Origin of the sequence: Snodgrassella sp. ESL0304 (genome assembly GCF_013344995.1) — a bacterium.
GTDB lineage: Bacteria > Pseudomonadota > Gammaproteobacteria > Burkholderiales > Neisseriaceae > Snodgrassella > Snodgrassella alvi.
Map to the genome: position 1 here is coordinate 297259 of NZ_JAAEDR010000012.1, position 26691 is coordinate 323949.

The 26691-nt window shown below is 41.2% G+C and carries 19 protein-coding genes; 7 read left to right on the forward strand and 12 right to left on the reverse strand.

Going from position 1 to position 26691, the window contains the following annotated elements; genetic code table 11:
- Window positions 1-11 precede the first annotated feature (11 nt).
- The 4 genes from GYX91_RS04940 to GYX91_RS04955 all read left to right on the forward strand — a co-directional run bounded on the left by GYX91_RS04940 (window position 12) and on the right by GYX91_RS04955 (window position 3445).
- Window positions 12-1010 (forward strand): ABC transporter substrate-binding protein, encoded by a 999-nt coding sequence (locus GYX91_RS04940; protein WP_174830081.1) that lies wholly within the window; start codon window positions 12-14, stop codon window positions 1008-1010.
- A 103-nt stretch (window positions 1011-1113) separates the two neighbouring features.
- Complete coding sequence (locus tag GYX91_RS04945) at window positions 1114-2016, forward strand: ABC transporter permease (RefSeq protein ID WP_025330629.1); 903 nt, start codon at window positions 1114-1116, stop codon at window positions 2014-2016.
- Complete coding sequence (locus GYX91_RS04950; protein WP_037393448.1) at window positions 2013-2807, forward strand: ABC transporter ATP-binding protein; 795 nt, start codon at window positions 2013-2015, stop codon at window positions 2805-2807. The genes GYX91_RS04945 and GYX91_RS04950 overlap by 4 nt, the downstream gene beginning before the upstream one ends.
- Window positions 2808-2872: 65 nt before the next feature.
- On the forward strand, window positions 2873-3445 hold the full coding sequence (locus GYX91_RS04955; protein WP_037393446.1) for a pseudouridine synthase: 573 nt from the start codon (window positions 2873-2875) through the stop codon (window positions 3443-3445).
- Window positions 3446-3529: 84 nt separating this feature from the next.
- On the opposite strand, the gene GYX91_RS04960 is transcribed toward GYX91_RS04955, so the two are convergent.
- The 4 genes from GYX91_RS04960 to GYX91_RS04975 all read right to left on the reverse strand — a co-directional run bounded on the left by GYX91_RS04960 (window position 3530) and on the right by GYX91_RS04975 (window position 9169).
- Window positions 3530-4372, reverse strand: a complete 843-nt coding sequence (locus GYX91_RS04960) for a MetQ/NlpA family ABC transporter substrate-binding protein (RefSeq protein WP_037393445.1) — start codon at window positions 4370-4372, stop codon at window positions 3530-3532.
- Between the two features lie 160 nt (window positions 4373-4532).
- Window positions 4533-7361, reverse strand: a complete 2829-nt coding sequence (gene uvrA, locus GYX91_RS04965; protein ID WP_174830082.1) for an excinuclease ABC subunit UvrA — start codon at window positions 7359-7361, stop codon at window positions 4533-4535.
- 123 nt (window positions 7362-7484) lie between these two features.
- Window positions 7485-8813: an MFS transporter gene (locus tag GYX91_RS04970; RefSeq protein WP_232339906.1), complete on the reverse strand. Its 1329-nt coding sequence runs from the start codon at window positions 8811-8813 to the stop codon at window positions 7485-7487.
- A gap of 29 nt (window positions 8814-8842) precedes the next feature.
- A complete protein-coding gene (locus GYX91_RS04975) occupies window positions 8843-9169 on the reverse strand; it encodes a hypothetical protein (protein ID WP_174830083.1) in 327 nt (108 codons plus the stop codon).
- Window positions 9170-9426: 257 nt separating this feature from the next.
- Here GYX91_RS04975 and GYX91_RS04980 point away from each other — a divergent pair, with 257 nt between their 5' ends.
- The gene (locus tag GYX91_RS04980) at window positions 9427-10290 is read left to right on the forward strand and encodes a DMT family transporter (RefSeq protein WP_174830084.1); all 864 of its coding nucleotides are present in this window, start codon (window positions 9427-9429) and stop codon (window positions 10288-10290) included.
- A 77-nt stretch (window positions 10291-10367) separates the two neighbouring features.
- On the opposite strand, the gene GYX91_RS04985 is transcribed toward GYX91_RS04980, so the two are convergent.
- The gene (locus GYX91_RS04985; protein WP_174830085.1) at window positions 10368-12323 is read right to left on the reverse strand and encodes a LysM peptidoglycan-binding domain-containing protein; all 1956 of its coding nucleotides are present in this window, start codon (window positions 12321-12323) and stop codon (window positions 10368-10370) included.
- A 159-nt stretch (window positions 12324-12482) separates the two neighbouring features.
- Here GYX91_RS04985 and GYX91_RS04990 point away from each other — a divergent pair, with 159 nt between their 5' ends.
- Entirely contained in the window at window positions 12483-13181 is a 699-nt protein-coding gene (locus GYX91_RS04990; protein WP_174830086.1) for a class I SAM-dependent methyltransferase, read from the forward strand.
- 69 nt (window positions 13182-13250) lie between these two features.
- On the opposite strand, the gene GYX91_RS04995 is transcribed toward GYX91_RS04990, so the two are convergent.
- From GYX91_RS04995 to GYX91_RS05010, 4 genes are all read right to left on the reverse strand, one after another.
- Entirely contained in the window at window positions 13251-14639 is a 1389-nt protein-coding gene (locus tag GYX91_RS04995; protein ID WP_174830087.1) for an aspartate aminotransferase family protein, read from the reverse strand.
- Between the two features lie 87 nt (window positions 14640-14726).
- Window positions 14727-16061: a glutamine synthetase family protein gene (locus GYX91_RS05000; RefSeq protein WP_174830088.1), complete on the reverse strand. Its 1335-nt coding sequence runs from the start codon at window positions 16059-16061 to the stop codon at window positions 14727-14729.
- 8 nt (window positions 16062-16069) lie between these two features.
- Window positions 16070-16840 carry a gamma-glutamyl-gamma-aminobutyrate hydrolase family protein gene (locus GYX91_RS05005; protein WP_084586203.1) on the reverse strand — a complete coding sequence of 257 codons (771 nt, stop codon included), beginning with the start codon at window positions 16838-16840 and terminating at the stop codon, window positions 16070-16072.
- A gap of 674 nt (window positions 16841-17514) precedes the next feature.
- Window positions 17515-18336 (reverse strand): pyruvate, water dikinase regulatory protein, encoded by an 822-nt coding sequence (locus GYX91_RS05010; RefSeq protein WP_174830089.1) that lies wholly within the window; start codon window positions 18334-18336, stop codon window positions 17515-17517.
- Between the two features lie 420 nt (window positions 18337-18756).
- Here GYX91_RS05010 and ppsA point away from each other — a divergent pair, with 420 nt between their 5' ends.
- Complete coding sequence (gene ppsA, locus GYX91_RS05015) at window positions 18757-21144, forward strand: phosphoenolpyruvate synthase (protein WP_078475550.1); 2388 nt, start codon at window positions 18757-18759, stop codon at window positions 21142-21144.
- Window positions 21145-22010: 866 nt separating this feature from the next.
- Here the strand turns inward: ppsA and GYX91_RS05020 are convergent.
- The 3 genes from GYX91_RS05020 to gpmI form a co-directional block, all read right to left on the reverse strand.
- Entirely contained in the window at window positions 22011-23573 is a 1563-nt protein-coding gene (locus GYX91_RS05020) for a S41 family peptidase (protein WP_174830090.1), read from the reverse strand.
- Window positions 23574-23712: 139 nt separating this feature from the next.
- Window positions 23713-25017 (reverse strand): murein hydrolase activator EnvC, encoded by a 1305-nt coding sequence (locus GYX91_RS05025; protein ID WP_174830091.1) that lies wholly within the window; start codon window positions 25015-25017, stop codon window positions 23713-23715.
- Complete coding sequence (gene gpmI, locus GYX91_RS05030) at window positions 25017-26540, reverse strand: 2,3-bisphosphoglycerate-independent phosphoglycerate mutase (protein ID WP_174830092.1); 1524 nt, start codon at window positions 26538-26540, stop codon at window positions 25017-25019. The genes GYX91_RS05025 and gpmI overlap by 1 nt, the downstream gene beginning before the upstream one ends.
- Window positions 26541-26691: the final 151 nt, after the last annotated feature.

Genomic DNA, 26691 nt, shown 5'->3' on the forward strand with positions numbered 1-26691 from the left:
AGGAACCTCATATGCTCAGAGCAAAAAAAACCTTATTTATTCTGGGTTTAACTGCTGCCTGTTTGCTTTCTGCCTGTTCGCAATCCGAACAGGGAAATAAAACCAGCGATACCAATACGAAAAAAGTAGCCATTACGGCAATTGTTGAACATCCTGCTTTGGATGCTGTACGTCAGGGTGTGATTGATGAACTGCGTGCTGAAGGCTATGAACAGGGTAAAAATCTTCAGCTGGATTTTCAAAGTGCACAAGGGAATACTGCTACTGCCGGTCAGATTGCTAAAAAATTCGCTGGTAATAATCCGGATGTAATTGTTACTATCGGCACGCCAAGCGCGCAGTCTATGGTTGCAGCAACGCGCAAAATTCCGATAGTGTTTGCAGCAGTAACCGATCCGGTTGCAGCTAAACTGGTAACAAGCTGGGAACCCAGCAAAACCAATGTTACCGGTGTATCTGATGAACTGCCTTTACAGCCACAGATTGATTTAATGAAACAAGTGGTACCTAACCTGAAAACAGTGGGTTATGTATATAGCCCGGGGGAAATTAATTCAACTGTTGTGCTCGGACAATTACAGTCTTTACTGGCTAAGGACGGTATTACTGTGGCCGCAGCTCCGGCACAGCGTACAACTGATGTCCCCATGGCTACTAAAAGCTTGCAGGGTAAGGCAGATCTGATTTATACCTCTCTGGACAATAATGTGGTTTCTGCTTATGAATCCATGTACAAAGTTGCTAAAGATATGAAAATGCCCTTGGTGGCTTCAGATACCGGTTCGGTAAAACGCGGTGCAGCTGTAGCACTGGGGGTTAATTATCATGAGCTTGGTACAGCTACTGGTAAAATTGTAGGCCGGATTCTTAAAGGAGAGCAGGCTGGTAACATTGCTCCGCAGCGTATGACCGCAGATCAGCTTGATTTGATGGTAAGTAAATCTCATGCTGCCGAACAAGGTATTACATTTTCGGAGCAATTACTCAAACAGGCTAAATTAGTCGATTAGGATTATAGAAAGCCTCTGGGACGGATACCGTAACATCGGCAAGCTGATTCAGGCTTTGCCGATGTTGTTTTTATTTTCAACCACAATTTATTAATTGGTTAATATGTCTTCTATAGCTTTATTTGGCGCTTTAGAAAGCGGACTGATATATGCTCTCGTTGCTCTGGGTGTACTGATTTCATTCCGTATTCTGGATTTTCCTGATTTAACTGCCGATGGCAGTTTTCCGCTCGGCGGTGCTGTATTTGCCATTTGTGTTACCCATGGTATTAATCCGTGGCTGGCTACTGCACTTGGCGGAGTTGCCGGTGCATGTGCTGGTTTGGTAACAGCATGGCTGCATGTTTCTTTAAAAATCATGCAGCTGTTGGCCAGTATTCTGGTTATGGTTGCTTTGTATTCGGTTAACCTGCGTATTATGGGTGCACCTAATTTGCCTTTACTGGATCAGCCGAGTGTATTTACGCCGTTTTTTAATGCTGACGGAAGCAATCAGTATTGGGTGCAGCCGCTGGTAATTTTTGGTTTTGTGCTGATTGCCAAATTTTTTCTGGACTGGTTTTTTGCTACAGAAATTGGCTTATCAATGCGAGCTACCGGCGTAAATGCACGAATGGCTCGTGCTCAGGGCGTGAATACCTCACGTATTTTACTGTTAGGCATGGCGATATCAAACGCATTTATTGCCTTGGCCGGTGCACTATTTGTGCAGACTCAGGGCGGTGCAGATATATCAATCGGTATCGGCACGATTGTCGTCGGGCTGGCCGCAGTGATTATTGGTGAAACCCTGATTCCAGGAAAAAGGTTCATCATTATTACACTGGCCGTTATAGTGGGAGCAGTACTTTACCGTGCATTTATTGCGCTGGCGCTGGGCAGTGATACATTGCAGCATATAGGCTTTGGACCGCAGGATTTAAATCTGGTTACAGCAATTTTAGTTGTACTTGCGCTGCGGTTGCCGGCAATCAAAGGTTACTTTAAAAGGAAATTCAAAGCATGATGCGCGCAGATAATTTACGCCTTACATTCAATGCGGGAACACCAATTGAAAATCCTGCTTTGCGAGGCATGAGTTTAAGTATTGCAGATGGTGAGTTTGTTACTGTTATCGGTAGTAATGGTGCCGGTAAATCTACTTTTCTTAATGCCATCAGCGGTGACACCATGGTAGATTCCGGTACGATTACTATCAACAGTAAAGATGTTACCAGTGAACCTGCTTATAAACGTGCACCATTAGTAGCACGTGTTTTTCAGGACCCTCTTGCCGGTACCTGTGAAGCCTTAACCATTGAAGAAAATATGGCTCTGGCACTGCGGCGTGGCAGTAGTCGTGGTTTGCGTCCGGCTATTAAACGTCAGTATCGTGAACTGTTCCGTGAAAAACTGGCAATGCTTAACCTGGGGCTGGAGAACCGATTGAGCGACAGAATTGGTTTGCTTTCCGGTGGGCAGCGACAGGCTGTCAGTTTGTTGATGGCATCGTTGCAAAGTTCTAAAATTTTATTGCTTGATGAGCATACTGCTGCACTGGATCCTAAAACAGCCGCTTTTGTACTCGAGCTGACAGACCGTATTGTGCGTGAAAATAAATTAACTGCAATGATGGTAACACATTCGATGCAGCAGGCTCTGGATCACGGATCACGTACTGTCATGCTGCATCAGGGGCGCGTGGTGCTGGATGTGGCTGGTGACAAACGTGCCGGTATGAGTGTGGCGGATCTATTAAAGATGTTCGAACATACTCAGGGCGAAAAAGTATCTGATGATGCTTTATTACTGAGCTAAACCTCTGTGTTTATAAAACAGGCTGTCAGCATTCCTGACAGCCTGATTTTCTGATTGGAAGCATAATGTCTGTACCTGAACTGATTGTACTGAATAAACCCTATGGTGTGATTTGTCAGTTTAGCGCTCATGAGAAACATCCTACCTTGAAGCAATATGTATCATTACCGGATGTCTATCCGGCAGGCCGGCTGGATACGGATAGTGAAGGATTACTTTTATTAACTGCCAACGGACGTTTACAGGCAAAAATTGCTCATCCTAAGTATAAACTGATAAAAACATACTGGGCACAGGTGGAAGGTAAACCGGATAATGAACGCATACAGCAATTGGCTGACGGGGTAAATCTGGGCGACTTTATTACACAGCCGGCTCAAGTCCAATTGGTTAGTGCTGCTGATAGTGCCCGTTTATGGCCACGAGTACCGCCAATTCGAGAACGCAAAACAGTAAGTGATTTCTGGCTGCAAATTCGAATCAGTGAAGGTAAAAACAGGCAGGTACGACGTATGTGTGCAAAAGTCGGCTGGCCTTGTTTACGTTTAGTGCGAGTAGGAATAGGGCAGCTTGATGTTTTTTCCCTTAAGTTACCTTTGGGTAAGTGGCAGGCTGTGAATCCAAAAGATTTATCATAAATATTTTGTATTGTCATACATTAAAAATAACCCTTTTGTTATAAACATAAGGGTTATTTGTATTTTCTAAAATGAAATAATTAATCAGAATGCAGGGATGATGGCACCCTGATATTTTTCTTCAATAAATTTTTTCACTTCAGGTGAAGTCATGGCCTGTTTCAGTTTTTGGATTGCATCACGGTTTTCATCCCCCGTGCGGACAACCAGAATATTTGCATAAGGTGAATCTTTTGATTCAATAAATAAAGCATCTTTGGTTGGTACCAGTTTAGCTTCCATAGCAAAATTGGTATTAATTACAGACAGAGTAGCATCATTTAAAGTACGCGGTAACTGAGGCGCATCCATCGGTGTAATTTTGAGATGTTTCGGATTATCAACAATATCACGTACAGTAGCACTGATACCCGCATCTGCTTTTAATTTGATTAAACCGGCTTTTTGCAGCAATAACAAAGCTCGGCCACCATTGGTAGCATCATTTGGAATAGTAACCAGCCCGTCATCAGGTGTTTCACTGAGTGCTTTTACTTTTTTAGAGTAAATACCCATCGGTTCTACATGAATATTGGCAATCGGTGTTAACTGCATTTTGTGTTTCTGGACAAAATCTTCCAGATAAGGTTTGTGCTGAGAGAAATTAGCATCTACATCTTTCTCATTCAGGGCGATATTCGGACGTACATAGTCAGTCATCTGAATGATTTGTAAATCAATTCCTTCTTTTTCCAGTAATGGTTTAGCTACCTGGAGAATTTCTGCATGAGGAACAGGTGAAGCAGCAACTTTCAGTATTGTTTTATCTGTTGTTGCAGGAGTGCTGCCAGAACTGGCGGCCGGTACGGATTCAGTTTTCTGAGTACACGCTGTCAGTACCGTACTGATTGCTGCCACTGACAATAATGCAAATAACAATTTTTTCATATTTAACCTTGAGTAAGATACGCAATAGAAATATACAGCTGAACATTAACACAAAATGCATGTTACTTGTATTTTTTATATGCATGTTTACTTTGGTTAATAATTCTTTTAACTGGTAATTAAACTATGCGGCCGATAACAGCCGCACAGTTTAATTTATTTATTTGCCAAGCATTGGCTTAAGATATTTTCCGGTATAGCTTTTAGGATTGGCTGCAACTTCTTCCGGAGTACCTTCCGCGATAATCGTACCGCCTCCATCGCCACCTTCCGGACCCAGATCAACGATATAGTCAGCTGTTTTAATTACATCCAGATTATGTTCGATAATAACAATACTATTACCTTTCCCTTTCAGGCGATGAATAACGTCCAGTAACAGAGCTATATCGGCAAAATGTAAGCCGGTGGTTGGTTCATCAAGTATATAAAGTGTCCGCCCGGTATCGCGTTTGGAGAGTTCCAGCGCCAGTTTTACCCGTTGAGCTTCACCGCCGGAAAGTGTAGTGGCAGACTGTCCTAATCGTACATAACCCAGTCCTACGTCCAGCAATGTCTGCAATTTTCGTTTAATTGTTGGTACAGCATCGAAAAATGTACAGGCTTCTTCTACGGTCATTTCCAGAATTTCACTGATATTTTTGCCTTTGTATTGTATTTCCAGTGTTTCACGATTATAGCGTTTACTATGACAAACCTCGCAGGGTACATAAATATCAGGAAGAAAATGCATTTCTACTTTAATAACACCATCACCCTGACAGGCTTCACAGCGTCCGCCTTTTACATTAAAAGAGAATCGGCCAACTGTATATCCGCGTTCGCGAGACAGTGGTACCCCAGCAAACAGTTCGCGGATGGGTGTAAACAGGCCAGTATATGTGGCAGGATTAGAACGCGGAGTCCTTCCTATGGGAGACTGATCAACATTAATGACTTTATCCAGATGCTCCAGTCCTTTGATATCTTCATAAGGAGCAGGCTCTTCACTAGCACGATTTAATTCACGTGCAGTAATTTTTGCCAGTGTGTCGTTAATCAAAGTTGATTTGCCGCTGCCGGAAACGCCGGTAATACAGGTAATCAGGCCGAGAGGTAAGGTAAGGGTTACATTTTTAAGATTATTGCCACTGGCGCCGCTTAATATCAGTAAGCGCTCTTTATCAACCGGACTGCGCTGTTCCGGCATGCTAATGGCTTTTTCTCCGCTCAGATATTGTCCTGTTATGGATTCTTTGCATGCTGCCACCTTTTCAGGTGAAGCTGCGATAATAACTTGTCCGCCATGCTCACCGGCACCAGGTCCCATATCGACAACAAAATCGGCGGCACGGATAGCATCTTCATCATGCTCAACGACAATTACGCTATTACCCAGATCGCGCAGATGTTTCAGTGTATCGAGGAGGCGGTCATTATCGCGCTGATGCAGGCCGATAGATGGTTCATCCAGTACATACATGACACCTGTCAGGCCGGAACCAATCTGGCTGGCCAGCCGGATACGCTGAGCTTCACCACCAGATAAGGTTTCAGCACTGCGTGCCAGACTCAGGTAATTCAGGCCGACATTAATCAGAAAACCAAGGCGCTCATTAATTTCTTTAAGAATTTTTTCAGCAATCTGTTTTTTATTACCTTCCAAATTCAGATTCTGGAAAAAATCCAGTGTGGCTGTTAACGGCCATGCATTGACATCCGGTAATGATTTTCCGCCTATATAGACATATCGGGCTTCTGTTCGCAAACGGGCACCGCCGCAGGCCGGGCAGGCTCGATGACTTTGATACTGGGCTAATTCTTCGCGTACAGTAGCGGAATCTGTCTCGCGGTAGCGCCGCTCCAGATTGGGCAGAATACCTTCAAATGGATGACTGCGGGTAAATTTTGTGCCCCGTTCAGACAGATAAGTAAATTCAATCTGCTCTTTACCGGAACCATAAAGAATAATATTCCGGATTTCTTCCTTTAATTCATTAAATGGCGTATTAACGTCAAATTTAAAATGTTGCCCGAGTGACTGAATCATCTGGAAATAGAAAGTATTACGTTTATCCCAGCCCTTGATTGCTCCTGCGGCCAGCGATAAATCCGGATGCATTACTACGCGCTCAGGATCAAAATAATCCATGCTGCCTAGTCCGTCACAACTGGGACAGGCTCCGACAGGGTTGTTAAAGCTGAAAAGACGTGGTTCGAGTTCCTGCAGACTATACGAACATACCGGACAGGCAAAGCGTGCCGAAAACCAGTGTTCTTTACCACTATCCATTTCGATGGCCAGAGCACGCTCATTACCCAGACGCAGTGCAGTTTCAAAACTTTCAGCCAAACGCTGTTTGATATCCGCGCGTACTTTTACCCGGTCAATAACCACATCTATATCATGCTTGATGTTTTTTTGCAGTTTTGGTACTTCTTCAATCGCATATACCTCACCATCAACACGAACTCGTGCAAAACCCTGTACCTGTAAATCAGCAAAGTATTCAAGAAATTCACCTTTGCGACCGCGTACCGCCGGAGCCAGAATCATTACCCGGCTTTCTTCAGGCAGGTTCAGTATATGGTCAACCATCTGAGAAACAGTCTGACTGGATAAAGGCAGGTTATGTTCAGGACAATAAGGTGTACCGACACGTGCATATAATAAGCGCAAATAGTCATGAATTTCAGTGACTGTTCCTACGGTAGAGCGCGGATTATGACTGGTTGCTTTCTGTTCAATGGAAATAGCTGGTGACAAACCTTCAATTAAATCAACATCCGGTTTTTCCATCATTTGCAAAAACTGGCGAGCATAGGCCGACAGGCTTTCTACGTAGCGTCGTTGACCTTCTGCATACAAAGTATCAAAAGCCAGCGAGGATTTACCGCTACCAGACAAACCGGTAATGACAACCAGTTGATGACGGGGAATATCCAGATCTATATTTTTAAGATTGTGTGTGCGTGCACCGCGAATATGAATCGTATCGTTATCTGACATAATGCCTTGCCCAAACTAGCTGGATAAAAGAGGATACCGGCTTTAATTAAATTGCTGTTTATTAAAACCATCCGGTATTATACCTATTTCAAAACGCTAATTTAAAGCTATCAGGTAAACGTTTTAATGTTTTCGTAAAATAAATTCCTTAAAATCAATACGTAACTCTTGACTTCGCCATAAGTAAATTAAAACGGGCACATTTCCCAGCGCCACAATCATGTATAGGGCATTAATACTGTTAAACAGCCAGATCAGTACAGCACTTAATATGGCTGCACAAACCATAAACAGGCCGTTGATAATATTATTGGCAGCAATTGCATGTGAACGGAACTGATTGCTGCTGGCTGTTTGCAGCCATGTGTATAACGGCAGTGAGAAAAAGCCGCCGGAAAAACCAATACCGATTATGCAAATGATTATTGCCATGCTGTCCGGCCGGCCGATAAATGTACCGATACCGGCAACTGGCAGATTAGGTTGTGACGGTGTGAACCATACCAGCAGCAGACCGAATATACTCAGGCCGATTGTCCCGATCACAACCAGACTAAGATGTAACTGATGGCGGCTAATCCGTGCACAAACAATAGAACCCGTACCTATGCCAAGGGAGAAGAGTGTTAGCATTAAATTAAATACAGCCTCGTTTCCACCAAGATTCAAACGGGTGAAAGTAGGGAGCTGGGTTATATATACAGAACCAATCAGCCAGAACCAGGAAATACCGATTATGGCAATCCAGAGATTTTTTTGCAGATAAGTTTGCCGAAGTAGCTGTTTTGTACTCCGCATGATGTTTGAATCAATATATTGCTGTGGAATTTGTGCGGGTACCCTTGGCATAAATATACTGGCAATCTGCCCAAGAATAGCGACAAACAGCAGGATACCAAACAGCCATACTGTATTGGTGCCAGCCAGAATAGTACCTAAAATCTGCCCGAATAATATTGATAGAAACGTACCGCTTTCGATCAGGCTATTACCGTTGAGTAGTTCATATTTAGGGAGATATTCTGGTAATACCGCATATTTCAACGGACCGAACAAGGTAGAATGTGTGCCCATCAGAAACAGGCATAACATCAATATTGTGACAGACTGCATCCAAAAGCCGATACCTGCTATCAGCATAATGCAGATTTCCGCAGTTTTTATCCAGCGCGCCAGAATGGCTTTATCCATTTTATTAGATAATTCACCAGATAATGCAGAGAAAAGAAAAAAGGGCAGAATATACAGCAGGGCACCAGCATTCAGCATCTGGCTTGCTGGTAACCATGAATTAGCGCCAAGCCCATAAAAGCTGATTAAAACGAATAATGAGGTTTTAAACAGATTATCATTAAACGCTCCAAAAAACTGAGTACCAAACAGCGGTAAAAATCGTCTGGTACAGGCAAAAGCAAACTGGTTGCCGGATGGAAGCATATCAGGTGTAGACATAAATAACCTTACCAATACATATGTTGTGGTTACAGGGTGCCGGTGAGGTCATTCAGTATAAAATGCTGACCACATAAAATGAGATATTGTTGCTGTAAACGCCCTATAATATTGTTTTCAGCATCACAAAGCTGAACATAATCGGCTTTGCGAAACCAACGAAGACAGTCCTGAACTGATAATTGCTGCAATATCTGCCATTGTACCGGACAGGCTTGCTGGTCTGTTTCATCAGCCTGTGCTTTAACAGCATAATAGCCGGTAGCTCCATCAGTATAAGCTGAATTATCTTCATCCATGAGTACCAGAAAACCAAGATGACAGTTGTCCGGGCTGTTAATACTAAAATAAAACATAGTCAAAAATTTCTTTTAATTCTGAGAAGAGCTTAGTCAAATTATTTATTCTGCTGGGAGGATTCTAGCAGTTTATAAATGTTTGTGTATGCTAATATGCATGCTTTTGTGTACAGAAAAGCGTACTGGCTTTGAAACGTATTGCAAATAGACATGATATTTGGTTAAAACACTGACAAATATTTGTTCAGATTAATTGAATCATGTATTTAAAACGAGTCAGTGCGCAGAATTTTTAGTTTGTTTAGTTTGAAATTATGCTTTATCTCTTAATTGCTTCATTTATGTGGGGTAGCTCGTTTATTGCTACAAAAATGGCTTATGACATGCTGGATCCGTCACTTGTGGTACTCGGCAGGCTGATATTGGCAGCAGTAGTTACCTTACCCATCACGTGGAGCTATTTTAAAAACCATAATGTTATTTCCAAAGTACAACTGATCAAAATTATCGGACTAGGATTGCTGACATATCCTGTAACTTATCTGTTACAGGTTACAGGTTTGAAACTTATTCCTGCGGTCAATGCGGTCACCATTATTGGTATGGAACCAATTATTATAGTACTGGTGGGTCTGATTTTTTTTCGCGAAAAAACACCATTACTGGTATTTATACTGGGCATTGTGGCTTTTATAGGAGTGCTGCTGGTAGTAGGTAAACCAGAAAAAGCCAGTGGTAATACTGCATTGTTGGGAGCCTCGCTGGTATTTACTTCAACTATTGTCATGGCTTTCTGGATACGTTTGTCACAAAAGTTACTACGCAAAATAAATGTTAAGATATATACAGCCTTAACGTTGCAAACTGGTACTGTATTTGGTTTGCCGTTTATGCTGTTTCTAGTTGAAAACTGGGATATTCATTATTCTTTTCAGGGTATTGGTGCTATAGCTTATCTGGGTATAGGATGCAGTCTGGTGGCTGCATGGTGCTGGAATAAAGGGCTGGAAAATGTTTCTGCCAGTGTGAGCGGGATATTTCTGGCTATGGAACCGGTTTTCGGAGTAATAACGGCCATTCTGTTATTGAATGAAACGGTAAATATACAGGTTTTTGCCGGAATAGTTATGGTTATCGGAGCGGCAACTACCTGTATATTTATTCCAAAAAAGAATTAAATTTATATAGCTAAAAATAAAAGGTTAGTGAATGTACACTAACCTTTTTGAATTAATTGCAATGATATGCTGTAAAGCTACAGATTGGTCAGCTTAATTTTCTGACCGGGACGTAATACTTGTTTCCCATGTACTTTTTGCAATTTACTTACAGGAATATTCAGGCGCTGAGCTATGCTGCTAAGCGTATCGCCTTTTTTTACCGTGTATGAAACAGGAACTACACTGGATTTAGAGTCTTTACCTTTACGTACAGCAGCCAGCATCTGTTTATTATCCTGATTCGGGCTAATTTTCAGTACCTGACCAACCTGCAGATTATGACCGCGCAGATTATTGGCAGTAACCAGATCAGCTACATTAATATTATAGCGCTGGGCAATTGAATACAATGTATCACCCTTATTCACTTTATGAGCAATATTACTGCGTTTGTCCGCAACGTTGATGATATTGCGTAAAGAGCGTTCATTACGGTTTTCTGCCAGACGAGCAGCAGTCTGAGCTTCTTCACGTTCAGCCTGTGCCAGTGCTTTTTGAACAGAAGCCGCAGCAGCTGCCTGTAATTGCGCATCCTGTGCAACCTGCATCAGTGCATCCTTATTGGTTGCAACAGGAGCAGGCAATTCAGACGGGGTTGCTGCGTTTTCAGCCACGGTTATGGTTTGGGTTTGTACTGTTGTATTGACCGGTGACGGCTGGTCAGTATTCAGTACAGTGGATGTTGTGGTTGTAACTGTTTCAGTAAGAGCTGGTACAGATGCATTGCCGGTATCAGTAACTTTATCAGCCTGAGCAACAGTAGTTGCTGCCGGATGAGTCACAAACGTGCCCGGAGGTAATACTGGTTTTGCCATAGCAATATTCAGTAATGGATCTGTATCACTGTTGCTGAAAGAATCCATAAGCTGAGTGTTCAAACTATTTTTACTGATAAGCAGGCTGCGACCGGCTGGTACAGTATTGCTGGACAAATTATTCAGCCGCTTGATTTCTGCACTGCTCATTCCAGTTTGTGCAGCTAAATCAGCTACATTGGTGGTTGAATATGCTTTAAAGATATTCCATGAAAGCAGAGTATTTTTATCTGCGTTGCGGTAATTGCGTTCAAAAGTATTTACTGCGGTAATAGGCAGCAACATTTTACGATTTTCTTTAGGAATAAAAACCGGACTCTTGAAACTTGGATTAAGGGTTAGAAATTCTGAAGTCGAAATATTCGCCAGTCGGGCAGCTGCATCAATATCAATTGGCTGATCAATGCTGATTGCTTCAAAGTAAGGACGGTTCGGCACAGAAACCAGATTAATACCAAAGGCTTGCGGATTTTCGATAATATTCCGCACAGCCAGCAATTTCGGCACATAATTGCGGGTCTCATTTGGCATGCGCAGATTTTCATAGGTAGGATCTATACCCGCAAGCTGAGCACGTTTAATGGCCTTACCAACATTACCCTCACCCCAGTTATAGGCCGCAAGAGCCAGTGACCAGTCACCAAACAGGCTATAAAGATATTGCAGATAAGTTAAAGCAGCATCGGTCGCTGCATATACGTCGTGACGACCATCATAGAGATTAGTCTGTTCCAATCCGTACTGTCGACCACTACTGGGCATAAACTGCCACAGACCGGAAGCTCCTACCCGCGACTGAGCCTTGCTGACGAAAGCACTCTCAATAAACGGCAGTAAAGCCACTTCAGCCGGCATCTGGCGTTTTTCTGCTTCATTTACAATGTGATATAAATAAGGCTGGCTGCGCACAACCGTACGGTTAAAGTAATCGCTGTGGCTTGAATAATACTGCTCCTGCCGGCGAATAATTTCAGGATTAACCTCTGTCATACGGAAATCCTGACGCATGCGTCCCCAGATATCATGATTAGAATACGTTTTTCCTTTCAGGGTAGCCGCATTCAGATTCATTATTGATAAGCCAATGCCATTACTGGTGTAAGATTGGGCAAATGATAATGAGGGAGCAAGTATCAGGCCAGTAAGTGCCAGTACCATATGCTTCAATTTAGCCATTCGTTTAACCGTAAAATTTGTGCAAAATCCTATTAATATTAAAGAGGAAGTTCTTAACGGTCAAGGATAAATCCCTATTTTTACAGTAATGATGTAAATGCAATAAAATAATTCAATAGTCTGCAGCTTAGATTTAATATGGTACATAATGGTGTTTAAATGAATACTCAGCAATTGGAAAACTGGCTGGCCGAACATAAATTTGGTCTCTATTTAAGCCGGCTGGAGCAGCAGTTTATCCTGCATAAATTAACAGGGTTGCGTTTTGGTACCATATTACAATGCGGTATATCACAATGGCAGTTCCGGCATGTTTTTGCAGCTGATTCCCAGTATATTGTACAAAGTAATATAGCCGGTCGTGGTACGGCAGTTATTGCTGAATGTAAGGCCTTACCCTGGGCTCAGCAAAGTATAGATACCATTATCTGGCCTCATGGTCTGGATACTTTATCCGATCATGAAGAATCTATAGCTGAAATAGCCCGTATTCTGGTACCCGGTGGGCATCTTGTAATGACCGGCTTAAATATTCATGGATATTGGCGCCTGTTTTATCAGAGCAGTCTGAAAGGCCATTCTGCTTTAAAGTTACTATCTGCCCGTACGGCTGTTGATAAGATGCAACGCTTTGGTCTGTTTCTGGAAGAAGGCCAGTTTATGGGTTATGGTATTCCGGCCTGTTACGGTGATAGTCACAAGGCTATAGAGTATATGGGTAATCGCTGGTGGCCGCATCTGGCAGCTATTTACGGGCTGGTACTGGTCAAGCGAACTGTACCGCTCACTTTAACTGCGCAGAATGCAAATATATTACTGAATCCGGCACCATCGGTTGCTTTGAAAAGCATAGAATAAGAGCGATAAATTCACTCTCTAAAATAAACAAAAACCTGAGCTATCACTCAGGTTTTTATTTAATCAGTTTCAGGCAGCCTTATCTGTATTACAGTCCAGCTTTTTGTCCATAAGTTCCTCAAATTCACGCATGCACACACTGGCGATTGCCAGCATATTATCTATCTCCTTTTTGGAAATAATTAGCGGAGGAGCCGCTACGATATGGTCACCACAGGCACGGAAAATCAGATTGTTCTTAAAAAAGATATCCCGGCAAATCAAACCTGTAGTGCCGAAATCATCAAAGAACTCGCGAGTATCACGGTTTTTTACCAGTGTAAAACCACACATCAATCCTTCACTGCGAATATCAGCAACATATTTAAACTGACTGAATGTTTCCTGCCAGCGCTTACGCATATAAGGACCTGTTTTGGTACGTACCTTTTCAATCAGATTCTTTTTATCGATTATATTCAGGTTCGCACAGGCAACTGCGGCTGAAACCGGATGCCCGCTGTAAGTAAAGCCATGATTAAACTCACCCCCAGCCAGCAAACCTTCTGTTACTTTGTCATTGACCAGAACTGCCCCGATCGGTAAATAGCCGGAAGACAGCCCTTTAGCTGTCGTAAAAATATCTGGCGTGAAACCAAAAGTTTCGAATCCAAACCATTTGCCAGTGCGCCCATAGCCGCAAATTACTTCATCAGCTACCAGTAGTACGTCATATTTTTTACAAATAGCTTCAATTCGCGGCCAATAACTTGCAGGAGGAATGATCACTCCGCCAGCACCCTGAATCGGTTCTGCAACAAACGCTGCAATTTTATCCGCACCCAGTGAAAGAATTTTTTCTTCAAGCCAGTTTGCAGCACGAATACCGAATTCTTCTTCACTTTCGCCAGTTTTGGCTAAGCCGTAATACCAGGGTTGTTCTATATGAACTATATTGGCAATTGGTAAATCACCCTGCTCATGCATGCCTTTCATACCACCCAGACTTGCTCCGCCTAAGGTAGAGCCGTGATAGCCGTTCCAGCGACCAATGATCACTTTTTTAGAAGGTTTGCCGACAGAGGCCCAATAATGGCGCACCATACGTATCATGGTATCAACCGACTCAGAACCGGAGTTGGTATAAAACACATGGTTAAATCCCTCCGGTGTGATTTCAACCAGTTTTTCCGATAATTTAATGATTGCAGGATGGGTTGTTTTGAAGAAAGTATTGTAAAACGGCAGCACTTGCATTTGTTTCTCGGCAATTTTAGCCAGTTTTTTTTCTCCGTATCCAATATTGACACACCACAACCCGGCCATACCGTCAATGATTTCATTGCCGTCACTATCATATACATAAATGCCTTTTGCTTTAACCATCATGCGTACACCGTGCTTTTTAAGCTCAGCATTATCGGAAAATGGATGTAAATGATGTTTTACAGCCAGTCTCACATCGGTTTTATTACTCATAAAAACTCCTTTGTTTTAAAATGTTATAAGCAATCATTCAATGTACAAGTACAAGAATAACAGTTGAAATATGCTATTGAGATGGTTTCAGACATGCAATAACAGATATTTGCGCTCCCAAGGGCTGATAACACGAAAATATTCTGAAACTTCCTGCTCTTTTACGGCAATGTACATTTCAACAAAGCGCTGACCCAGTATTTCATGAATTGGTTCACACTGGCGTAAACGTTCTATTGATTCTTCCAGTGTAGTAGGGAACTGATAAGGTAATGAATACGCATTACTGCTCAGCGGAGCACGCGGTTGTAGCTGTTCTTTAATTCCCAGATAACCACAAGCCAGTGAGCAGGCAATCGCCATATAAGGATTCACATCTACTCCGGCCAGCCGGTTTTCAATCCGTCTTCCTTTGGCTTTAGCACGCGGGACACGTAAACCTACAGTGCGATTGTCATAACCCCATTCAACATTAGTGGGTGCAGCTGTAAACCGGGTCAGCCGGCGGAAAGAATTAACATACGGAGCAAAAAAGGGCATGGTTTGCGGCAGGTATTTTTGCAGGCCGCCAATAAAATGAAAAAATAGTTCTGAAGGAGTGCCATCATCACTGCTGAATGCATTATTACCATTCTCTACGTTGTTCAAACTCTGATGGATATGCATGGCACTGCCCGGTTCTCCTTCCATAGGCTTAGCCATAAAAGTGGCATACATTTTATGATGAAAGGCAGATTCACGTACTGTGCGTTTGAATAAAAATACCTGATCGGCTAAATCCAGAGCATTACCATGCAGGAAATTGATTTCCATCTGTGCTGCACCAATTTCATGAATCAGCGTATCAACTTCAAGGTTTTGTTCATGGCAGTAGTCGTAAATTTCTTCAAACAGAGGGTCAAATTCATTTACTGCATCTACAGCATAAGACCGTCGTCCGAATTCACTGCGTCCGGTACGGCCGATCGGAGGTTGCAGGGGGACATCCGGATCGGGGTTGGGTGAAATCAGATAGAATTCCATTTCCGGAGCAACGATGGGTTCCAGCCCCATATTTTCATACAATTTTAATATGCGTTTGAGTACATTGCGCGGCGCAGTTTCAACCGGTAAACCGTCAGGAGAGAAGCAATCAAATATCAGTGATGCTGTCGGATCCTGAGCCCAGGGAACAAAGCGCAGAGTAGTCTGGTCTGGCTTTAACTCCATATCCGCATCTGTTTCATCCAGAAGGCTGGATTGTGGATATTCTCCGGTTACTGTTTGCAATAATACTGCCTCGGGTAGTCGCATATCCGGTTCAGATATAAATTTATCTTTCGGAATAATTTTACCGCGAGCCACACCTGTAATGTCCGGTAAAATACATTCTACTTCAGTGATACCATGTTCTTTAAGCCAGTTAAATATGTCATCATACATAAGTCACCTTAAAATGATTCCTTTTGCCTGTGCAATTTATATTGCATACATGCTTCACGAAAAGCTTTAAAAATAGCGATAGAAAGCGGCTTACTCCCATATTGCCATTCGGGATGCCACTGCACTGCATAGCCAAATATTGACGCTGCATCAATCCTGAATGCTTCAATAAGACCATCTGGAGCAGTTGCTTCTATGCTAAGCCCGGGTGCTAACGTTTTTACTCCTTGCTGATGTAAAGAATTGACCTGATACTGTTTGTGGTCTGTTGCCAGCCACAGCATCAATAAACTGTCTGTTTTCAGATTAACCGCATGCGCATCGCCATATTGAATTTCAATTGGCTGATTATCGGGTTCACGATGATCCAGATAACCGGGTATTTCCTGTATATGCTGGTGAAGGTCACCACCAAGTGCTACATTGATTTCCTGCAAACCGCGGCAAACACCCAGAAGTGGTATACCACTATCAATAATATATTTAATTAGCGGTAAAACAGTATGGTCACGGGCAGCATCCTGTAACATTCCCTCTCGTGCCGATATTTCACCATACCATTTCGGGTCTATATTTGAATAAGAACCGGGTAAAAAAACACCATCAACCAATTTGAGCAGGCGAGTTAAAACTTCCTGATCAGACAGTACCGGAAGTAAAATAACATCACCGACACTGTCCTGAACCGCATGAATGTATTTTTCACCGACAGCGTGAAAATTCCACTTACCTATCTGCTTTACATCACATGGTATACCTATGATTGGACGCGGCTGCATAAAATTGTCTCAAAGGATTAATAGTTAAAACAATTTTGATTTTTATGATTCATAATCCCATGAGAAAAACAAAATGGCAAGAAAACTTAACTTAAATTGATAATAATTCGATTTATTGGTAACAAAAGATATTAATCTAAACACATAATAAAAATAAATTTTTAGAATTAAATTAAAAATATCATTATTATATTGAGGCCATGATTATTCGTTGTTTTTGCTGGCGTGAAAATTTACTGACTAAGTAATAATTACTGATGTTAACGATTATGTTAAATGAATATTAATTATAGAATGTAATTAAGAAATACAAATAAGCATGCTTTATTGATTACGTCATTAAAGCAAGAGAATAATAATCTAAAGTATATCATTGCAACACTATTATCCATGTGTCTGACCACAGGATAATAGTCTCAGCACTTCCGGATGTTATCTGAATAGTTGGACATATTTTAATTTGGAAATTTAGATATAGTACAGTTACCTTGGATAGTATATAAAAAATATGCCATGTGTTTAGATAATAATATTCACGCGTTCAAAGATTGATTTAATATTAAAGCTGCTTAATTTATTCGTCTATTACTGATACAAGATAAATACAAATCATGATTGCAAGTTAAAATAAAGGCCCTGAATTTATTCAGGGCAAAACTTTATAACGAAACAACCTAAAACCGCCGTTGTAATTTTGCCGCTAAAATAATACTTGCAGCCAGTTCTTCAATAGATTTATGAGTTGTATGGGTATATGGAATATTAAAACGGCGGAACATATCTTCGGCGGTTAAAATCTCACGTCGGCAATTATCACGACTGGCATAACGGGAATCAGGACGACGCTCCGAACGAATATGGTGCAGACGGTCTGCATCTATGGTTAGCCCATATAATTTTTGCCGGAATGGTTGCAGCATTCTAGGTAATTCACTGCTTTCCAGATCTTCTGGAATAAGAGGATAATTTGCAGCACGAATTCCATACTGCAATGCCAGATAAAGACAAGTAGGCGTTTTACCGCTGCGAGAAACGCCCATCAGAATCACATCAGCTTTTTTCAATTCGCGATCAGTAATTCCATCATCATGATTAAGAGTAAAATTGATTGCTTCCATTCTCTTATCATAGCGTTCAGTATCGTGCATTCCATGGGTTCTGCCAATGGAATGATTTGCTTCTGTGGCAAGTTCATCTTCCAGCTCACCAATAAATGCATCATAAAAACTCATATGCAGCCCTGCACTGGTTTTAATCAGTTTACGGACATTTTCATCAACGATGCTAGAAAAAACCAGCGGACGCGCTTCACAGTGGTTTGCTGCATTATTAATTAAAGCAACAATCTCACGAGCTTTTGTTTCTGTATCTACAAATGGATAAGTAGCACGCTTGAATTCTATATTGTCAAACTGGTTCAATAAAGCAAGACCCATACTTTCGGCGGTGATACCCGTTCGGTCAGAAACAAAAAAGACTTGGCGTACTGGTTTCATAATCAATCTACATAATTCAGAGTTAAAAAGGGATGTGACTTTATGAATTATCCATTGTAAATGAAGTTTCTTCCAGTTCCTGCGTAAAATATTGGTTTTTTTTCAACATTGATACTAAAAAAATAAAAATAGACTGAATATATAAAATTTAAGCAATAAAATTAATGTTTTATTGAATAAAAAAGATAATTTTAGATTAAAATTGCTAAAAAAATGTATAAATTGATATTTTAATCTAAATAATTGAAAATGTAATTAAAATACTTAAGGTATCAAGGATTTGTATTTGAATAGTGTTTGATTAGGGATAAATTATCCTCAATTATGGGCGGATAAATAGCCAAAAATACATGACATTTTATACCTGACTAGTTAGAATAGGTCGTCTTCAACTTTCCCACTCCTCACTGGATAACCATCATGGCCGGTAATAACGTAATCTGGTTTGAAAATCTGCGCATGACTGATGTTGAAAGCGTCGGCGGCAAAAATGCATCTCTTGGCGAGATGATTTCACAGCTCACCGAAAAAGGTGTGCGTGTACCCGGTGGTTTTGCTACCACTGCCGAAGCCTATCGCAATTTTCTTGCTTACGAAGGTTTGAGTGAACGTATCAATAACGAGCTAAAGGCACTGGATGTAGATAATGTTGCCGAACTGGCTCGGGTAGGTAAACAGATCCGTCAATGGATCATGGACACCCCATTTCCGCCTGAACTGGAAGCAGATTTACAGGCAGCATGGGAAAAAATGGTAGCTGATGCCGGTACTGACCAGATTTGCGTGGCTGTACGCTCTTCTGCGACTGCCGAAGATTTACCTGATGCCTCTTTTGCCGGTCAGCAGGAAACATTTCTGAATATAAGCGGTTATGATAATGTTAAAGAAGCTATGCATCATGTATTTGCTTCTTTGTATAACGATCGCGCCATTTCCTACCGTGTGCACAAGAATTTTGCTCATGATGTAGTGGCTCTGTCTGCCGGTGTTCAGCGGATGGTGCGTTCTGATAAAGGCGCCTCCGGGGTGATGTTCACCATGGATACAGAATCTGGTTTTGATCAGGTTGTATTCATTACATCATCCTATGGTCTGGGTGAGACTGTTGTACAGGGTGCAGTAAATCCGGATGAATTCTATGTACATAAACCAACTCTGCGTGCCGGTCGTCCTGCGATTCTGCGTAAAACCATGGGTTCTAAACTGATTAAAATGGTTTTCACTGATGCGGCTCAGGCAGGTAAATCTGTACAGACAGTAGATGTTGATGTTGCTGACCGCAAAAAATTCTCAATCAGTGCCGAAGAAATTACTGAGCTGGCTCAGTATGCACTGACTATTGAAGAACATTATGGCCGTCCGATGGATATTGAATGGGGTCGTGATGGTATTGATGGTAAACTGTATATCTTGCAGGCTCGTCCTGAAACTGTGAAATCACAGGAAAATAACAGCCGTGTACTGCGTCGCTATCAGATTAATGACAAATCTGCCATTCTGGTAGAGGGTCGCGCCATCGGTCAGAAAGTCGGTCAAGGTAAAGTGCGTCTGGTCAAATCTGTTGATGAAATGGATAAAGTGTTGCCAGGTGACGTACTGGTTACTGATATGACCGATCCGGACTGGGAACCGGTTATGAAACGTGCCTCTGCAATTATTACCAATCGTGGCGGACGTACTTGTCACGCAGCCATTATTGCGCGTGAACTGGGTATTCCGGCAGTGGTTGGCTGTGGTAATGCAACTTCTGCTTTGCAGGATGGTCAGGAAGTAACGGTGTCCTGTGCCGAAGGGGATACGGGCTATGTATATGAGGGTTTACTGAAAGTTGATGTCAATGAAATACCTTTAGATAATATGCCTGAATCACCAGCCAAAATCATGATGAATGTAGGTAATCCTGAGTTGGCATTCAGCTTCTCTGGTTTACCGGGCTATGGTATTGGTCTGGCACGAATGGAATTTATTATTAACCGCCAGATTGGTATTCATCCTCGTGCTTTGCTGGAATTTGATCAGCAGGATGAACAGATGAAAGCCACCATTACTGACAGAATTTCCGGCTATTCATCTCCGGTAGATTTTTATATTGATAAAATTGCTGAGGGTGTGGCAACACTGGCAGCTTCTGTGTATCCGAAAAAAGTAATTGTGCGTATGTCTGACTTTAAGTCAAATGAATATGCCAATCTTTTAGGTGGTAATAAATACGAGCCTCATGAAGAAAATCCGATGCTGGGTTTCCGCGGTGCAGCCCGTTATGTTTCTGATGATTTCAAAGATTGCTTTGCGCTTGAGTGTAAAGCACTGAAATATGTGCGTGATGAAATGGGATTGACTAATGTTGAAATCATGATTCCATTTGTACGTACATTGAAAGAGGCTGAAAATGTCGTACGCGCATTGAAAGACAACGGACTGGAACGTGGTAAAAATGGTCTGCGCCTGATTATGATGTGTGAACTGCCAACCAATGCAGTACTGGCCGAACAGTTCCTGAAATACTTTGATGGATTCTCTATTGGTTCAAATGATATGACTCAGTTAACACTGGGTGTGGATCGCGATAGTGGTGGTCCGATCGCAGGTACTTTTGATGAACGTGACCCAGCTGTTAAAGTGATGTTCAGTCTGGCAATTCAGGCTTGCCGTAAATTAAATAAATATATTGGTATTTGCGGTCAAGGGCCGTCTGATCATGCTGATTTCGCTAAATGGTTGATTGAGGAGGGAATTGAGACTATCTCTCTGAATCCCGATACCGTAATTGAAACTTGGTTATATCTGGCTAAAGAACTGAAAAAATAAATTTTCCGGTTTGTAAAATAAAGGCTGCTAATAAAATTAGCAGCCTTTATTTTTTGATTAATAAATATAGAAATTTCATATATAAATGATTTATTTAAAGATTTTTAGTTTTGCTTAATTAAACTTTTATATTATGTAAAATTAATACGATAAGTAAGTATTAGAGAATGATAATAAAGTGCCAATAAGTCATAAAATCGTTTTCATAGCGGGTTATATCTTCTGCGTCTATAGATATTGAGCTAATTGTTTGTTATTCGTCATTAGCTGTAATCCTTTTTGCAAATAAATGACTGTCAACTAACTTTGAAACACCGGTATTATTGAATGGATGACTAGCAAAATAAAAAATTGTTTAATATTTTTAAATTTAAAATTTTTTATTCAAATCATAGTAGTTAATTCAATTGAGTTAAATATTAAATAAATTTTGTTCGAGCTAAAAATTCACTAGATGAAAAGTAAAAAAGGAGTGGTTTATTAACTTTTTTAGGCAAATATCATTATTGGAAACTTCCCAACCTAAAAGTATTAAGGTTTTAACTAAAACTTTTATTTAATAGTTTGTGGAAAGTTAATTGTTTATATTCATTCAATTTTATTTGTTGTTATTGAGCCTATTCTGCAAACATTATTTTTGGGTAAGTTGGAATTTTAATTATTTTATAAGTTTTTTTATTTAAAAGTGTAAAGATATGGATTTGAATTCATTATCAGGTACTTTTAAATATTATTAAAGCATATATGGATTAGGTACTTTTTCTCAGCAATTAAGTTTTAGTTTATCTATATGATTTTGCAAATTAATCAAATACATTTAATAAAAAACAGATAGCTTTAAGCTATCTGTTTTTTAAGATGAAATTTTATTTTTTATCTTTTTTGTCATTGGTTTTAACTGGTTTTTTAGCAGCCAGTCCCAATGACTGATTCCATTTTACCGGGTCTTTTATCAGATCCAGAGCAGATTTTAACTGAGCATCTTTTGCTGGGTTAGGTTCACGTCTCGCCAGCCAGTCTTCTTCATCCTTTTTCTTGCTATCTTTTTTATCAGCAGTAATTGTACCTTTATTGGTTTGATTTTCGTCTTTACCAGTTTTAACTTCCTTGGTACTGTCTTTATCCGAATCTTCGTTAAGCTGATTTACAGGTTCACTGGCAAAAGCCGGAGAAGTGGTTTTTTTCTGACTGCCTTCTAATCCTCCTTTTACCTCCTTACCACCTAACGGGTTACTCAGATGTCCGCCAAGATCAGCTTCGCGGCTTTCAAATTTTCGGTTTTTATCTTTTACTTCAACATCAGGAACGATACCCTGTGCCTGTATTGATCGGTCATTAGGAGTGTAATACAGCGCAGTTGTCAGTTTAACCGCACCACCATTTGATAGAGGAATTACTGTTTGTACCGAACCTTTGCCAAAGCTTTGTGTACCTACAATTACAGCACGTTTATAGTCTTGAAGCGCACCGGAGACAATTTCAGAAGCAGAAGCGGTACCTGAATTTACTAAAACTGTAATCGGTATGGTTTTAATTTCTTCAGGCATATTTACCAGCGGATCATTGCCTTTAACTACATAATCTTTAGGAATAGCTTTTAATACCATACCTTCTTTTTTATCACGGTTTTTCGTGCTGACAACTTTTACTCCCGGTTTCAGGAATACTGCGGATACACCAACAGCACTGTTTAACAGACCACCCGGATCATCGCGTAAGTCGAGTACCAGACCTTTCAAAGGCTGTTTGTTCTGTTTTTCCAAATCTTTAATAGCATCAGCCAGCAGACTTACAGTATGTTCCTGAAACTGAGTAATGCGCACGTAACCGTAATCAGGTTCCAGAAGTTTGTAACGTACACTTTTAACTTTAATAATTGCTCTTGTCAGATGTAATACAATTGGCTGTGCTTCATCTTTACGAGCTAAAGTCAGAGTTATACTGGTTCCCGGTTTACCTCGCATTCTTTTTACAGCTTCGGTAGTGGTCATGTTGCGAGTTGATTCGCTGTCAATTTTAACGATGTAGTCACCGCTTTTGATGCCGGCACGATCAGCAGGCGTGTCTTCTATAGGTGCCACAATTTTTATCAGCCCGTCTTCAGAGCTGATTTCCATACCGAGGCCGCCAAATTCACCTGTAGTGCTTTCCTGTAAATCTGAGTAATCTTTAACAGTCAGATATTCAGAATGCGGGTCAAGATTATTGACCATCCCTTTCATGGCACCTTCAAGAATAGTATCGTCAGTTTTATTCTCAACATAATTGGCTTTAATTTGTCCATAAACTTCCGCCATGGTATGCAGAGATTGTACCGGTAAAGCCTCGGATTTCTCATTGGCATAACTCTGTATGCTTAAAGTGAGAATGACACCGCTGAAAGCACCCAGTGTATATAAAGCAGCTTTTTTTAATCTAGATTTAGCCATTATTACTATTGTTCTTTCTTATAACGACATTAATTCAGGATATCAATAACCTGTTTATAGCAGGTTATGATGAAAATTCAAAATCGGTCAGAGTGTACACTATAAAATTATTGAAAGTAATAGCAAAGCATAATATGTGTTAACGCAACCATGATAATGGATTCATTGCCTGATTATGATAACGAATTTCAAAATAAAGTCCGTTCTGACCGTCCGGTAATTTACCACTTATACCAATGGTTTGACCAGAGCTAAGAATGCTACCGGCAGAAACATTGACGGAGGACAAGCCTGTGTAAATGCTGATATAACCTTCACCGTGATCAATGATAACGGTATTGCCGTAACCTTGTAAAAAAGCAGCATAGACCACATTACCATTAGAAATGCTGTGCACAGCCGCATTGTTACATGAAAAAAACAATCCTTTCCAGATACCGCCATTTGGTCTGTTTTCTCCAAATTTTCCTGATATGCTGCCGTTAACCGGTCGGGGAAGGCGTCCCTGTTTCTGTGCAAGACCTTTAATAAGCGGTGTTTTAATATTTTCTGTAGCCTGTAAAGCTAAATCTTCTGCAGTTAAGGTAGAAGGCGGTCTGGTGCTGTCTGTATCATTGTTACCAGCATCGTTACTTGGAGTAATTTGTGGCTGACCTGTGTTTTTCGGTTTGATGGTTTGTTTAGGAGGTTTAGGCTGAGTCTGAGCCAGACGACGCATTGTTGCCTGAGCAGAAAGACGGCTTAAAAGATTGTTCAATCGTTTTTCATCAGCCTTTAATGATTGTAATTGCTTATTCTGTACTTGTAATTGTTGGTTTAATACACTGGATTTGCTTTGCTGAATAGTATGTTCATTACGCAGTTTGTTAATAAGCTGCTGTTGTTTTTTTTGTAGCGAAGAAAGTTGTTGTTGCTGAATATTGATAGCCTGTTGCTGTGCATTCATCCGCGATTGTTGTTCACGTAAACGTTGAATGACCTGCTCATTGGCTTCATTTAAATAACGGATATATTGTAACAAGCGCCCTTTTTGGTCGGAGCGATCCTTTATTAGCATCAAATATACGCTGTTCGGCTGACGGTTACGGTAATGTGCGTTAAGTAAACGGGCTATCTGGGTCTGAGTTTCTGCAATCTGGGTACGGGTTTTATCCAGATTGGTTTGCAGGGTTTGTAACTGCCGCATACTGGTCTGTTGCTGTTGCTGAATGCGGTGAAGCTCATTTTTTGCCTGATTAAGCTGCTGGTCTGTTGCAGCCATTGAGGCATCAATTTTTTTCTGTTCAACCGTAGTTTTACTGATCTGGTTTTGTGTTGCTGAAATAGCCTGGTGAACCTGTTTCAGTTCACCAGTTGGCTGTTGGATTTTCTGATTATTGGCAGCGATAGCCAAAGAGAAAAGGGTACTGCACCATATCAGAATGAGACAGAATAAAGATTTCATTATTTATCTGTGAATTCAATCAGGTTCTGCCCCGTCATTTCTGCAGGCGGAGTCAGTCCCAGAGCAGTTAAAAGAGAAGGCGCTACATCTTTAAGCGCTCCGCCTGAACGGATTGTAGCCTTACGCCCTATATAGATAAATGGGACCGGTTCAACTGTATGTTGTGTGTGAGGTTGCTGATTTTTTTCATCATACATGTGTTCACAGTTACCGTGATCGGCAGTAATAATCACTTCTCCGCCTACAGAAAGTGTTGTTTCAACAACCTGTGCAATACAACTATCTAGTGTTTCTACTGCTTTTATAGCGGCGTCAAGTGAACCGGTATGTCCAACCATATCACCATTGGCAAAGTTACAAATAATAACATCATGGCGATGATGTTTCAGACTATCAATAATTTGTTCAGTAATGCCGACAGCACTCATTTCTGGCTGTAAATCATATGTAGTCACTTTGGGTGAAGGAATCATAATCCTTTCTTCACCAATATAAGGTTCTTCCCGACCACCGCTGAAAAAATAAGTTACGTGCGGGTATTTTTCTGTTTCCGCTATGCGGAGCTGGCTAAGACCCTGTCCGGCCAAAAATTCTCCCAAACCATTATTTACAGGTTGTTTTTCGAACATTACCGGATTGCTGAATTGTGTCCCGTAAGCAGTGATAGTGGCAAAATAGCCCGGTTGTACACGATACTTGCGTTTAAATCCATCGAAATCAGCAAAAGTAAGAGCTTGAGTTAATTCACGTGCGCGATCAGCGCGGAAGTTGAGAAACAGAATGGCATCACCATCTAGCAGCCTTGCCTGCGGGCTGACAATGGTAGGTTTGACAAATTCATCCTGCTCGCCACGGACATAAGCAGCCTCTAATGCAGTAACAGGGGAATCAGCCTGGTAGGGCGCATCTCCGAATAAGGCATTATAAGCAGCTTCAACGCGATCCCATCGATTGTCCCTGTCCATGGCAAAAAAACGTCCGACAAGGGCACCGCATAATATCTGAGAATGCTGTTGCATATATTGTTGCAGGCGTTGCAGATAGGGACGGGCACTTTGCGGCGGTGTATCACGCCCATCAAGAAATGGATGGACAACAATTTTTTGCATGCCGGCAGCTAGTGCGGCATCTATAACTGCAAAAAAATGTTCTATATGGCTATGCACACCACCATCAGAAAATAAGCCCAGCAGATGTACAGTATGATTCGGATTATTCCATGCCTGTTGCAAAACCGGATTTTGTTCAAGAGTATGGTCTTCAATAGCCATATCGATTCGGGTAATATCCTGAGGTACAACTCTGCCTGCACCAATATTCAGGTGACCCACTTCTGAATTGCCAAACTGACCAACAGGCAATCCGACCATTCGTTCTGAAGCATCTATCGTGCCATAAGCATAGTGCTGACGATAGTTATCGATATAAGGAGTATGCGCCAGTAAAATTGCATTGTCATTTCCTTCGGCACGATGGCCGAAACCATCCAGAATTAAAAGCACAACAGGTTTAATTAATGACACAATTGACCTTTCTGTGATGGCTGTCTTTGACTCAGTCTGCCAGTATTAGCTGTTTTGATAAAATTTTAAAAACCGGATAAAACAATCCGGTTCGGAGTAAGATAGAATTATAGCGAAAAGCATACGCTTGAGAAACTGTAAAACAGACCCA